The following is a 13847-nucleotide window of genomic DNA, read 5'->3' as shown; positions in this document are numbered from 1 at the left end:
ACCTAGAAAACTATCCATATTGGAGCCCTACTCTCTATGAGCACCAACGTTCCCCAGGTTGCAATCAACGACATCGGCAACGAAGAAGAATTCCTCGCAGCAGTCGACGCAACCATCAAGTACTTCAACGACGGCGATCTCGTTTCAGGCGAAGTTGTCAAGGTTGACCACGACGAGGTACTGCTCGACATCGGTTACAAGACCGAAGGCGTCATCCCCTCACGTGAACTTTCCATCAAGCACGACGTAGATCCCGACGAAGTTGTTTCTGTTGGTGACACCGTTGAAGCTCTTGTCCTCACCAAGGAAGACAAGGAAGGCCGCCTGATTCTCTCCAAGAAGCGCGCACAGTACGAGCGCGCCTGGGGCGACATCGAGAAGGTCAAGGAAGAAGACGGCGTCGTTACCGGTACCGTCATCGAGGTCGTCAAGGGTGGTCTTATCCTCGACATCGGCCTGCGTGGCTTCCTCCCCGCTTCACTCGTCGAAATGCGTCGCGTCCGCGACCTGGCACCCTACATCGGCCAGGAAATCGAAGCCAAGATCATCGAGCTCGACAAGAACCGCAACAACGTTGTTCTGTCACGCCGTGCATGGCTCGAGCAGACCCAGTCAGAGGTCCGCTCAACCTTCCTCAACCAGCTCGAAAAGGGCCAGGTTCGTACCGGCGTTGTCTCCTCCATCGTTAACTTCGGTGCCTTCGTTGACCTCGGCGGCGTTGACGGTCTCGTCCACGTATCCGAGCTCTCCTGGAAGCACATCGACCACCCCTCAGAGGTTGTCGAAGTTGGCGACGAAGTCACCGTTGAGGTCCTCGAAGTTGATCACGACCGTGAGCGCGTCTCACTGTCACTGAAGGCTACCCAGGAAGATCCCTGGCAGGCATTCGCTCGCACCCACGCACTGGGTCAGGTTGTACCCGGTAAGGTCACCAAGCTCGTACCCTTCGGCGCATTCGTTCGCGTTGAAGACGGCATCGAAGGCCTCGTCCACATCTCCGAACTCGCCGTTCGCCACGTGGACCTGGCAGAGCAGGTTGTCTCCGTCGGTGACGAACTGTTCGTCAAGGTTATCGACATCGACCTCGACCGTCGCCGCATCTCCCTGTCACTGAAGCAGGCCAACGAAGGTGTAGACCCCGAGTCCACCGAGTTCGACCCCGCTCTCTACGGCATGGCTGCAGAGTACGACGAAGAAGGCAACTACAAGTACCCCGAGGGCTTCGACCCCGAGACCAACGAATGGCTCGAAGGCTTCGAAACCCAGCGTGCAGCATGGGAGCAGCAGTACGCTGACGCCCAGGCTCGCTGGGAAGCTCACAAGGTACAGGTTGCCAAGGCTCTCGAAGCCGACGCAGAAGCAGCAGCTGCTGCCCCCGCGTCCGCTCCCGCCGAAGCTGCACCCACCTCATACTCATCCGAGAAGCCTGCCGAAACCGGCACCCTGGCTTCCGATGAGGCACTGGCTGAGCTACGCAAGAAGCTGACCGGTAACTAATTCTCTGAATTAGTCACAGCAATCAAGGGCCCCTTCCACCTTCGGGTGGGAGGGGCCCTTGTTTGTAGGGTGCAACGTGCGTGCGAGGGCGTAGAGGCGGGCGTCATGCCTATAGTTCATGCTCAGGCTAGGGTTAGTTAACCTTGCGTTAACCTTTTCCCCAGACTATTAACAGGGCTCAAATTTTGCCTTAAGACCGTATGAACACAACCTCAAAGGGGGACTCGTGGATTCCAGCGCGAATTCGGGTTCACATCTCGCAACCCCCGCGTTGCAACGAGACACCACCGACAAATGGTGGCACCTCGCCTTCGGCGGCCTCATGGCTGTCTCACTGACACTCTTTACACTCTGGTCCCTCAACTACGTCGACCAGTCAGCTCGCACCCTCGTCCTTATCGCAGCCGTCCTCCTGGGTCTCTTCATGGCCTTCAATATTGGAGGTAACGACGTAGCGAACTCCTTCGGAACCTCCGTGGGCGCGGGTACCCTGACCATCAAGCAGGCCCTGCTCATCGCGGCTGTCTTCGAGGTATCGGGCGCTGTGATCGCTGGCGGTTCGGTCACCGACACTGTGCGTTCAGGCATCGTCGACCTGGGTGCTATCGACCTGGACCCCATGCAGTTCGTCTACATCATGATGGCAGCCCTTCTGGGCGCAGCTATCTGGCTGCTGGTCGCCACCAAGATGGGCTGGCCCGTCTCTACCACCCACTCCATCATCGGCGGTATCGTGGGTGCGGCCCTGACCATCGGCTTCACCACCGGCACCGGCGGCATGGACATGGTGCAGTGGAGCAAGATCGGCCAGATTGCCATTTCTTGGGTTCTTTCACCGCTCCTGGGCGGTCTCTTCGCCTGGGTTCTCTTTGGCTTCATCAAGAAGTACATCCTGGGCTACAACGAGAAGGTCGATGCGGCCATGCTCGAAATCAAGAAGCACCAGGAAGAAGAGCGCGCAGCCCACACCCCGCACGACGGTTTCCAGCGCATCACCGACCTGCAGCAGGACGCCTACTCCAACGCTATGCTGCGCAAGAAGAAGTTCAAGCTCAAGAAGCTTGACCCCGAGGCCCCCGAGAGCGAGTACTACCGCCAGGTGCACAAGCTTGACCAGAAGGCTAAGCGCGCTGACTCCCACCGGGCACTTGAGGTTTATGTGCCTATCCTGGCTGCCTTTGGCGCGGCTCTGATTGCAGCCATGCTGCTCTTCAAGGGTCTGGATAACCTGGAGCTGGGTATCTCAACCATGGGTAACGTCATGATTATGGTGATGGTTGCGGCTATCGCCTGGGTGAGTGTTTCCGTCTTTGCCCGCAGCCTGCAGAAGCAGGAACTCTCCCGCGCCACCTTTACCATCTTTGCCTGGTTGCAGGTCTTCACCGCAGCTGCCTTCGCCTTTAGCCACGGTGCCAACGATATCGCCAACGCTATCGGCCCCTTCGTGGCAATTCTTGATGTGCTCAAGACCGGTGCCATTGGCGACGAGGCCGTCGTGCCTATGCCCGCTCTGGTGGCCTTCGGTATCGCCCTCATCGTGGGTCTTTGGTTTGTGGGTCGTAACGTGATTGCTACCGTCGGTCACGGCCTGACCAAGATGCACCCCTCATCGGGCTTTGCCGCTGAGCTGGCCGCTGCCGGTGTGGTTATGGCTGCGTCTGTTCTGGGTCTGCCCGTTTCGTCCACCCACATCCTGATCGGTGCGGTGCTGGGCGTCGGTATCGTCAACCGCTCAGCTAACTGGAAGCTCATGCGACCCATTGCCCTTGCCTGGATCATCACCCTGCCCATCTCAGCCGCTATCGGCTCGGTAGGTGTGCTGGCTATTTCAGCAATCTTCTAGGCTAAATCAACCCACTGGGTTTCACCCCACGAAATGTGCCCTGCGCCGGCTGTCAGCTCGGCCAGGGCCGTTTCTGTTTGGGCGCGGGTTGCCGCATCATCAAAAACACCCAGGGTGATGTGGGCGCCGCTGGCTGTGTAATCTGTACCCAGTACCGTGTAGCCCAGCGCACGCAGGTCGTTCTCGAAGCGTCCTGCCTCGGCGTGGGAGGCGGTAACGGTTCCCAGTCGCAGGCGCTCGCGGGGCACCAGGGGAGCGGCGTCTAGGGTGGCGACCACCGCGTCCGTATAGGCACGCACCAGCCCACCGGCACCCAGCTTGATACCACCGAAATAGCGCACCACCACAGCGCAGATATCGGAGAGGTCGGTGGTTTCGCCGTTGCGCCCTTCGGTGCGGCGGGCCAGCAGGGCCTGGAGCATGGGAATCCCAGCGGTACCTGCGGGCTCGCCGTCGTCGTTGGAGCGCTGGGTCTGCCGGTCTGCCCCGATGATAAAAGCAGAGCAGACATGGCGGGCATCGTGGTAGGCCTTGCGCTTGGACTCAATAAAAGCGCGGGCCTCTTCTTCAGTTTCCACGCGCTGAACATAGCCGATGAACTCACTGCGCTTGATTTCTAACAGGTGCCGGGTCTCGGTGCGGGTAGCGAGCACGGTGTAGCGGTTGGCGCGGGTTTCATCAGTCATGGTGTCTATTCTAGTGTGCAGTCGGTGGGGCGCGTAGGCTGGTGGGAGCGGGCACCTGCCCGAAGCTTAGAGACGAAAGGACGCCTGTGGTTGCGAGAATTGGTCTGACCGGCGGTATCGGGTCGGGTAAGTCGACGGTGGCGAAGATGCTGGTGGAGTGCGGGGCTGTGCTGATTGACGCCGATGCTATCTCCCGTCAGCTGATGGAGCCGGGCCAGGCGGTGTTGGCTGAGACCGTCCGCGCCTTTGGCGAGGGTGTTTTGACCCCTACCGGGGAGCTTGACCGGGCTGCCCTGGCGTCCCTGGTCTTTGCGGACGAGTCTGCCCGTGCCCGTCTGAACGCCATCGTGCACCCGGCGGTGCGGGCTGAAGCTGCGCGGCAGCGTGAGGTGGCGGTGCAGAAGCTGGGGGAGGGCGCCGTCATTGTTGAGGATATCCCCCTGCTGGCCGAGACCGGTCAGGCGGCAGACTTTGATGCGGTGATTGTGGTTGAGGCGCAGCGCCAGGAGCGGCTGCGCCGCCTGGTTGAGGTGCGCGGCATGAGTGAGGCGGACGCCCGCGCCCGCATTGCTGCGCAGGCCAGTGACGAGCAGCGCCGGGCTATTGCCACCTGGGTCATTGATAATTCGGGAAGTTTAGAGCGCACCGCTGCGCAGGTGCGCGAGGTCTTTGCCAAAATCACAGCGGACTCGTTACATGAATAAATTTTTAGCTAGCATTATTTGAACGTATGGTCTAAAAAATCTGGTTGTGACCAGTGAAAACAGGTGAGAACAGGAGAAAGTGTAAAAATCAAGTAGGCTTATCTCCCCTGGAAAACAACCCCAAGCCCTCTTATTATTGATACGTTGCCCAGAGACCGGGCAGCCGCTGTGCGGGCGGTGGATGCAAGGGGCCCGCACGGTCACACACGTACTTCCACCGGGATAATCCTGTGCTGAACAAGCTACACGACAGACTGGGGCTGCGAACCAACCCCGTCATTTTCTTCTCATCTGCACTCTTTATCATCGTCTTCACCCTGCTGATGATGATCTTCCCAACGGCCATGTCAGATGGCATTGGCGTCATCTCCGACTTCATCATCACCTACCTGGGCTGGGTCTACACCCTGGGTATCGCCATCTTCTTTTTCTTCCTGATTTACATGGCGATGAGCCGCTTCGGCCGCATCAAAATCGGTGACGACGACGCAGAACCCGAGTACTCCGGTCTTGCCTGGTTCGGTATGCTCTTCGCAGCTGGTGTTGGTGCCGTCCTGCTCTTCTGGGGTGCGGCAGAACCCATCACCCACTACGCCAACCCGCCCTACGACGGGGTAGAGCCCCAGTCGGATCATGCAGCGCTCGAAGCGCTCGCCATCGCTAACTGGCACATCGGCCTGGGCGTCTGGATTATTCTTACTATTCCCGCCCTGGCTTTCGGCTACTTTACCTACAAGCGCAAGCTGCCCCCGCGCGTCTCATCCATCTTCCAGCCCCTGCTGGGTGAGCGCATCCACGGCCCTATCGGTAAGACCATCGACTCGGTTGCTATCGTTTCTACCGTTTTCGGTATTGCGGTTTCGGTGGGTCTGGGCGCCCTGCAGATTAACTCGGGTATGGGCATCATGTACGGTGTGCCCCTGGGTGGCTGGATTCAGGCCGCTATCGTTGCTGTGATTACTGCCGCCGGTATTACCTCGGTGCTGATGGGTATGGATAAGGGCGTTAAGCGCCTGTCCTACATCAACATTCTGCTGGCTATTTCCCTGATGATCTTCATTCTGATGACCGGCGCAACCCGCTTCGTCACCCTGGGCACCATCGAGTCAGCCGGCTACTTCCTGCAGAAGCTACCCGTGATGATGCTCTTCAACGACGCCTTTGCAGATACCGGTTGGATTGGCTCCTGGACGGTCTTCTACTGGGCCTGGACTGTGACCTGGGCGCCCTTTGTTGGCCTCTTTATCGCCAAGATTTCCCAGGGCCGCACCATCCGTCAGTTTGTTGTCGGCGTGCTGGCTGCCCCCACCACCTTTACCCTGATGTGGGTTGGTGTCTTTGGCCTGAGCGCTTTCAATATCGAGCGCAATGAAAACGGCACCCTGGTGCAGACCGTGGCGGAAGAAGGCGATATTCCCGCTGCCCTCTTCGAGTTCCTGGGCCACTTCCCGCTCTACCAGCTGGTCGCTGCGGTGACCCTGGTGGTGATTACCATCTTCTTCATCACCTCCATTGACTCAGCAGCCCTGGTCATGGACGCGATTGCTAACGGCCATGAGGACCCGGCCCCCAAGAAGCAGGGTATTTTCTGGGCTGCCTCCATCGGCGTTGTATCGGCTTCCATCCTGGTAGCAGCAGGCGATAACGGTCTGACCGCCCTGCAGAACGTCATTATTGTGATCGGCTTCCCGGTCTGGCTTATTGGCTTCATGCAGATGTGGATGCTGGTGCGCGCCCTACGCGAGGACGCCGGTGAGCTGCCTCCCATGCGCACCCGCCAGTGGAAGCAGGTTATCCCCATCGAGGAATACCACCGCCGTGCTCAGGAAGACTTCTCGTCGATCGAAGAGGTCACTATTCGCCCCGAGTACGAGCTGGGCACCGAACCCGAGTTTGAAGGTCTGGTTCCCAATACCGGTCAGATTCCTGTGGTAACGGCCGAAGATATTGCTGAGGACGCCGCCGCGAAGAAGGCTGCCTCAAAGCCGGCTGAAGAGCAGGGCACTCATACCGCTGTGGTAACCGGTGACCTGCCCGCTACCGACATTGACCCGAAGAAGTAAGGTCTGAGCGACCGCTTGTTAGCCCCCGATGAAACTAGTACATATGTTCTAGTTTTGTCGGGGGTTTTTCGGTAGGGTAGAGGGCATGAGCCTTGCCCAAGAAATTAACCGTGTTGTTGCACCTTTTGAAGTTGTCTCTGAGTATCAGCCGGCTGGTGACCAGCCCAAGGCAATCGCGGAGCTGACCGAACGCGTCCAGAACGGTGAAAAAGACATCGTGCTCATGGGTGCCACCGGCACCGGTAAATCTGCAACGTCTGCCTGGCTCATCGAGGCCGTCCAGCGCCCCACCCTGGTCATGGTGCAAAACAAGACCCTGGCTGCCCAGTTAGCTAACGAACTGCGCGAGTTGCTACCCAACAACGCTGTTGAGTACTTCGTTTCCTACTACGACTACTACCAGCCCGAAGCCTACGTGCCGCAGACCGACACCTTCATCGAAAAAGACTCCTCCATCAACGAAGAAGTCGAGCGCCTGCGCCACTCCGCCACCAACTCCCTGCTGACCCGCCGCGACGTTGTGGTGGTTGCTACCGTCTCCTGCATCTACGGCCTGGGTACCCCCGAAGAATACGTTGCCCAGATGGTGACCCTGCGCCAGGGCGAAGAAATCGACCGGGACGAGCTGCTGCGCCGCTTCGTCTCCATGCAGTATGCCCGCAACGACCTAGACTTCCACCGCGGCACCTTCCGCGTCCGCGGCGACACCGTCGAAATCATCCCCATGTACGAAGAAAACGCGATCCGTATCGAGTTTTTCGGCGACGAAATCGAAGCTATCTACACCCTGCACCCGCTCACCGGCGACGTCATCCGCGAAGAAACCGAAATGTACGTCTTCCCGGCCTCCCACTACGTCGCCGGCGCCGAACGCATGGCCCGAGCCATTGCGTCCATCGAGGACGAGCTGCGCGACCGCCTGCAGGAGCTGGAGTCTCAAAACAAACTGGTTGAAGCCCAGCGCCTGCGCATGCGCACCCAGTATGACCTTGAGATGATGGAGCAGATGGGCTTCTGCAACGGCATCGAAAACTACTCCAGCCACATCGACGGGCGCGCTCGCGGCACAGCCCCGCACTGCCTGCTGGACTACTTCCCCGATGACTTCCTGCTCATTGTCGACGAATCCCACGTGACCATTCCCCAGATCGGTGCCATGTTTGAGGGCGATATGAGCCGCAAGCGCACCCTGGTCGAGCACGGCTTCCGCCTGCCCTCAGCCATGGATAACCGCCCCCTCAAGTGGGAGGAATTCCTCGACCGCATCGGCCAGACCGTCTACCTCTCAGCTACTCCCGGCAAGTACGAGCTGGCCCAGGCCGACGGGGTGGTGGAGCAGATTATTCGCCCCACCGGCCTGGTCGACCCCGAAATCGTGGTCAAGCCGACCGAGGGGCAGATTGACGACCTGCTCGAAGAGATCCGTGTGCGGGTAGAGCGCGACGAACGCGTGCTGGTCACGACCCTGACCAAGCGTATGGCTGAGGACCTCACCGACTACCTGCTGGAACACGGGGTTAAGGTGCAGTACCTGCACTCCGATGTTGATACCCTGCGCCGTGTGGAGCTGCTCAGCGAGCTGCGCCAGGGCGTCTTCGATGTGCTGGTGGGCATCAACCTGCTGCGTGAGGGTCTAGACCTGCCCGAGGTTTCCCTGGTTGCTATTTTGGACGCTGACAAGCAGGGCTTCTTGCGCTCTACCACCTCCCTGATTCAGACCATCGGCCGAGCCGCCCGTAACGTGGGCGGTCAGGTGCACATGTACGCCGACAAAATCACCGACTCCATGCGCACCGCTATCGATGAAACCAACCGTCGCCGCGAGATTCAGCAGGCCTACAACCGCGAGCACGGTATCGACCCCCAGCCCCTGCGCAAGAAAATTGCCGACATCACCGACGCCCTGGCCCGCGAGTCAGAAGACACCGCAGAGCTCCTAGCCGCCCGCAAGGGGGCATCGGGCAAGCTGGCTCCGGTTAAGAAGGGCACCAAGTACGCGGCGACCAGCCCCGAAGCCGAAGAGCTCTTCAAGAAGGCAGAAGCCCGGGTGCGTCAGGACGGCCTTGCTGCAGCTCCCGCCGAAGACCTGCTGGGTCTGATCGAAGAGATGCACGCCCAGATGATGCAGGCCGCTGAAGAGCTCAAGTTTGAGCTGGCGGGCCGCCTGCGCGATGAAATTGCCGACCTCAAGAAGGAACTGCGCGCTATGCAGGAAGCCGGGCACGCCTAAGCACCCGGGGGTCTTTAGAAGCTCGCGGGCTTAGTGTAGACTGGTGCAGTTTGTGTCAGCACCACCTCGGGAGGTTCGATGAGCCAGAAAACCGCGCGTCCCAGCGTCGCCCGCATGCCGGGTATGCCCCAGATTCTGCTTACCTTCGGGCTGACCATTTGCAGCCTATCTATCCTGCTCCCTGCCTCACCGGCTTGGGCGCTCGCAGGTGGGGCAGGCTCCCTGGGTGCGGGTGCCACCAACGCGGTACTCATGGCTGTCACCGTAGCCACCCAGTTCAGCGTCCCCGCTCTCACTCGCCGCTTCTCCTGGGCGCTCGTGCTGCCGGTGGGTACCCTCTTTATGGGGCTACCCTCCCTCATTCAGGCTCTGAGCCCCGATCTGCTCAACGTCCTTGTTACCTCGGGTCTGCGCGGTATCGGCTTCGGTATTGTCACCGTCTGTTGCTCATCGGCTATGTCCTACCTCATTCCCGTCGAGTACCGCGGGCGGGCTGTCGGGCTCTACGGGCTGGCAGCTGCAGGTGCCCAGATGTTCTTCACACCCGTCGCCCCCTGGGCCCTCGATACCTTCGGGTACCGCTCGGTGATCTCAGCCGGTGCAATCGCTGCAATTGCAGCTCCCTTCGCCCTGCAGCTAGGCCGACTGGTTGACCACTTCATGGAAGAACAAAGGGCCGGTGAGCAGGGGAGTGACGCCACCCCTGTAACTTCCACCGCAACCATCATCGCCCGCATCTGGCCCGCGCTGCTGACCCTCACACTCGTCACCAGCGTCGGCGGTGCCTTCATGACCTTCTCCACCGAAATTGCCCCCACTGCCACCCTGGCGACCGGGGCTCTGCTCCTGCTCTGCGCCCTGGCAACCCCCACCCGTCTCTATGGCGGATCCCTCACCGACCGGTTTGGTACCCGCCTTCTCATGACCCCGGTGCTGGCCCTCACGGCCCTGGGCGCTGCCCTTGTTGGCTGGGTCAATGGCGCGAGCCTTCCCTCCATCATCTTCCTCCTGGCTGGTGCAACCCTGATCGGGTTCGGCTACGGCTTCCTGCAGTCGGTCACCATGGTGCGCGCCCTGTCGGACGCCGGTGGGCCGGACGCCACCCAGCGGGCGTCCGTCGCCTGGAACTCCCACTTCGACATCGGCACCGGCCTCGGCTCTCTCGCCATCGGTGCCGCCGCGCAGGCAACTAGCTTTGCCGCAGCCTGGGCGGGCGCGGCCGTCCTTCTCCTGGTCTGTGCTATCGTGCTCGGCCTTAAGGACGCCCGCGCGTCTGTTCAAAAGTAAGAAGATGGGTTATAGTTGTAGACCGAGCAAGGGAGTATCCCACTAATTCCTGCATCGTCAGCACGTTGATCGAAGGCGCCCAACCGGGGCAGGAAACCACCCTCAGCGGTGGTGGGAGAGACTTGTGGATTTTGGCAAACCCCAACCACAAGAAAGGCTCCCAATGCATATCACTGGGTTGCAGTGGGGTGTAACGATTGCGTTCATCCTGGCACTGCTTGCTTACGACTTCTTCTTCCACGTGCGTAAAGCGCACGAACCTACTATCAAAGAAGCCGCGATTTGGTCGGCCGTCTACGTGGGTATCGCCCTGCTCTTTGGCTTGGTCATCCTCTTCTGGGACGGCACCCAGTTCGCTGCAGAATACTACGGCGGCTACATCACCGAGAAGGCTTTGAGCGTCGATAACCTCTTTGTCTTCCTGATTATCATGGCCTCCTTCAAGGTGCCGCGCGAAGACCAGCAAAAGGTTCTGCTCTTCGGTATTATCTTCGCGATGATTGCCCGCACCATCTTCATCCTGATTGGTGCTGCCGCTATTGAGCGCTGGAGCTGGGTATTCTACCTCTTCGGCCTGATCCTGATTTACACCGCCGGTAACCTCATCAAGGGTGAAGTCACCGACAAGGAAGAAGAGGACGAAGCCAACAACTTCGTCGTTCGCCTGGCCAAGAAGATGTTCAACACCGTTGACTACTACGACGGCGACAAGCTCTTCACCGTAGAAAACGGCAAGAAGGTCATGACCCCCATGCTGCTGGTCATGGTAGCTATCGGTGGTACCGACATCCTCTTCGCCCTGGACTCCATCCCCGCAATCTTCGGTCTGACCCAGGAAGCCTACATCGTCTTCACCGCAACCGCCTTCTCACTGATGGGTCTGCGTCAGCTCTACTTCCTGATTGACGGCCTGCTGGACCGCCTCATCTACCTCTCATGGGGCCTGTCCATCATCCTGGCCTTCATCGGTGTGAAGCTGCTGCTGCACGCTCTGCATTCCAACACTCTGCCCTTTGTCAATGACGGCCACCCTGTTCACGTTGTTGAAGTTGGAATTGAGCTCTCACTTGCTGTTATTGTAGGCGTTCTGATTATCACTGTTCTGGCTTCTCTTTACAGCCCGAAGGGCCGTGCCCTGGCAACCATCCAGCGTGTTCAGAACCTGTCTGAGAAGTACCTGAACCTGCCCGCCGATGCTTCTGAGGCTGAGCGCGCTGAGATTCAGAGCAAGCTTGATGCTGAGGTAGCTAAGTCCCGCGAGATTCCGCAGAAGTACCGCGACGAGCTGATTGAGTCTGAGAACGAGTACCAGGACCTGGTCCGTCGTGCCCGTACCGCTCACGCTGAGCGCAGCGCCTAACCGGCGGTAGGCGTCCGCCCCAATAATCAGGGTGCGGACGCCTGCCCCGGCTTCACGGCCGCTGGCCCCATCCCGAGAGGGAAGGGGCCAGCGGTCTTTGCGTGTGGAGGTGTTATAAGGGCTGGGACTCTAGAACTAGATTTCAGGTTTGAGTAGAATTGACCTTAACCCCCCCTCGCCTGAACCGGAAAAGGAGCACCCATGTCTGCAGCCGAGTATCTACCCCTGGTCTTTTGCCTGCTCTTGCTGGGCGGGCTCTTTCTGACGATAGCCCGCATGGGTGCAGCCGGCACCCTGAGCCGTAACGGACTGGTGGGCGTCCGCACCACAGCAACCATGCAGTCAGATGCCGCCTGGTACGCGGCCCATAGGGCGATTGCTCCAGTTCTGCGAATCTGCGCCTGGGCTCAGATTGCTGGGGCGGCCCTCGTCCTGGCTCTGGGGCTGATGGCTCAGAATTCCGCAGTTATTCCTGTTGGTCTCGCCTTTCTGATTCTTCCCACCTTCGCCATGGTGGTAGCTGCCATGACGCGAGGAACCTCCGCCGCCAACGACGCCCACCGGGCCTGGGAACAGGGCCAGCAGGCATCCCCAACCCATCACTAAACAAAAAGGCCGAGAGGTGCAGCTGCATCCCTCGGCCTTCTTGTTATAGCTAAACTCCGTTAGCGCATATCAGCCAGCAGATTCTTCAGATGGCCCAGAATCAGGGGGCCGTCTGCGCCTAGACCGTCATGGTGGTGGGTCTTAGATGTCCACACGCGGGTGTTACCCACGAACTCGGCGGTCTTCATTGAGTGGGCGTAATCTACGTACACATCGGGCACGTAGGCTGCTGCAACCAGGGGCACCTCGTTGCGGGCCAGCTGGTCGTGGTCGTAGAGACGGCCCCAGTCCTTCTTCTCCGCCAGCAGCTGGGCAACCTCAGCTAGCGGGCGCAGGGCCGGGTCCTCCTCGTAGTACCAGGGGAAGATATGCTCACCGGTCAGCAGCAGGGGAGAGGCGTCCTCAGCAAAATCTGGGCGCTCCGCGTACATGCGGGCAGCAGACCAGTTCGTCGGTGAAGCGGACGGCGAGGTGCCCCCCAGCTCCTGCGCGGGTCCGTCCGCATAAATCGTCTCGTGCAGCAGGCCGTAGAGGGGGCCAGCCTGGAAGCTGACCTGCTCGCCCACAGCCGCCAGGAACTGGTCAGAGAGCCACTTATCAGACTCAGCAAAAGCGGACTCCAGTACATAGTGCAGGCCCCTAGCCCGGCCGTTACCCCCCAGAATATTGCCTAGCATCTGGAAGCGGTGCGGGGTTAGGCGCTCGCCGGTGGGCAGGTATTCCTCATTCTTGGCCAGGTGCTCGCAGATGCGGACGGCCAGCTCCTTATCTTCGGGGTACCAGCCGTAGTATTCCTCGGTGCGCTCCTTCATACGGTCGAGGGTGGAGCGGTAGACGTCATCCACGTGGGAGCGGATGGGGGCAAGCCCCGCGGTCATGCGGGAATCCTTGACGGACTCGGGTGCAAAGGAGAGGTAGGAGAGGGTCAAGAAGCCGCCGAAGCTCTGGCCCATGGTCGACCAGCGCTTGTCTGTGCGGTCTGACAGCAGGATTTCGCGGACGACCTCGGCGTCGGCAATGATGGAGTCGGCGCGGAAGAGCTCGCAGAACTCAGCCTGCACCTCGGGGGCGCCCTGGGCAGTGATGACGCGGGCAGAGAGCGGGGTGGAATTGCCGGTGCCGCGCTGATCCAGCAGAATCAGGCGGTGGGTCTTGGCTAGCTCGTGGACCCAGCCGCCTTCAGAGATAGGGCGGGGGCTCTTGCCGCCGGGGCCGCCCTGCAGGTAGACCATGTAGGGGCGCTCTTCCACGGGGGTGGTCAGGGCGTCAGAGGTGTCGATGACTTCGCGGGCAAAGACGGTGATGGTCTGATTGGCAAAACGGGAGTCCAGGGCTGCTGCCTCGCCCTTGCCGTAGATCAGCCCGTGGGTGAGGGGCACAGTGAACCAGTGGTCTACTAGTTTGAGGGATTCAATGGTGTGGGTGACGCCGACGCGGTGGGTCGGCTGGGGTAGGCGGGGGTGGGTAGGCATGGGGCTCCTTTGCGCGCAAATCAGGTCTTTCTTCTACCGATAGGCTACCCTAGCTTCCCCGCACCGGCTCTGAGGTGGTGCGTAAGAAGTTCTAATGTG

General features: G+C 60.1%; 10 protein-coding genes. 8 read left to right on the top strand and 2 right to left on the bottom strand.

Features of this window, described 5'->3' with window-relative positions; all coding sequences use genetic code 11:
• Positions 1–36: 36 nt before the first annotated feature.
• Positions 37–1497: a 30S ribosomal protein S1 gene (rpsA, locus tag ACED88_RS04080; RefSeq protein ID WP_237185579.1), complete on the top strand. Its 1461-nt coding sequence runs from the start codon at positions 37–39 to the stop codon at positions 1495–1497.
• Positions 1498–1723: 226 nt separating this feature from the next.
• The gene (locus tag ACED88_RS04075; RefSeq protein WP_237195808.1) at positions 1724–3340 is read left to right on the top strand and encodes an inorganic phosphate transporter; all 1617 of its coding nucleotides are present in this window, start codon (positions 1724–1726) and stop codon (positions 3338–3340) included.
• Here the strand turns inward: ACED88_RS04075 and ACED88_RS04070 are convergent.
• Complete coding sequence (locus tag ACED88_RS04070; RefSeq protein WP_237212019.1) at positions 3337–4026, bottom strand: IMPACT family protein; 690 nt, start codon at positions 4024–4026, stop codon at positions 3337–3339. The genes ACED88_RS04075 and ACED88_RS04070 overlap by 4 nt on opposite strands.
• An 86-nt stretch (positions 4027–4112) precedes the next feature.
• Between ACED88_RS04070 and coaE the strand changes: the two genes are divergently transcribed.
• From coaE to ACED88_RS04040, 6 genes are all read left to right on the top strand, one after another.
• Positions 4113–4730 (top strand): dephospho-CoA kinase, encoded by a 618-nt coding sequence (gene coaE, locus ACED88_RS04065; protein WP_449108805.1) that lies wholly within the window; start codon positions 4113–4115, stop codon positions 4728–4730.
• 230 nt (positions 4731–4960) lie between these two features.
• Entirely contained in the window at positions 4961–6793 is a 1833-nt protein-coding gene (locus ACED88_RS04060; protein WP_237206867.1) for a BCCT family transporter, read from the top strand.
• A gap of 85 nt (positions 6794–6878) precedes the next feature.
• Positions 6879–9023 (top strand): excinuclease ABC subunit UvrB, encoded by a 2145-nt coding sequence (gene uvrB, locus ACED88_RS04055; protein WP_237242509.1) that lies wholly within the window; start codon positions 6879–6881, stop codon positions 9021–9023.
• 78 nt (positions 9024–9101) lie between these two features.
• Positions 9102–10310 carry an MFS transporter gene (locus tag ACED88_RS04050; protein WP_449108804.1) on the top strand — a complete coding sequence of 403 codons (1209 nt, stop codon included), beginning with the start codon at positions 9102–9104 and terminating at the stop codon, positions 10308–10310.
• A gap of 163 nt (positions 10311–10473) precedes the next feature.
• Positions 10474–11670 carry a TerC family protein gene (locus ACED88_RS04045; RefSeq protein ID WP_449108803.1) on the top strand — a complete coding sequence of 399 codons (1197 nt, stop codon included), beginning with the start codon at positions 10474–10476 and terminating at the stop codon, positions 11668–11670.
• Positions 11671–11871: 201 nt separating this feature from the next.
• Positions 11872–12276 carry an SdpI family protein gene (locus ACED88_RS04040; RefSeq protein ID WP_449108802.1) on the top strand — a complete coding sequence of 135 codons (405 nt, stop codon included), beginning with the start codon at positions 11872–11874 and terminating at the stop codon, positions 12274–12276.
• A gap of 59 nt (positions 12277–12335) precedes the next feature.
• Here ACED88_RS04040 and ACED88_RS04035 read toward each other — a convergent pair whose 3' ends face one another.
• A complete protein-coding gene (locus ACED88_RS04035; protein WP_449108801.1) occupies positions 12336–13748 on the bottom strand; it encodes an alpha/beta fold hydrolase in 1413 nt (470 codons plus the stop codon).
• Positions 13749–13847 lie beyond the last annotated feature (99 nt).

The organism is Rothia sp. 11273D007AR (genome assembly GCF_053547255.1).
Note: the sequence above shows the minus strand (reverse complement) of the source record. Positions and strands in the feature narration are given on the sequence as shown.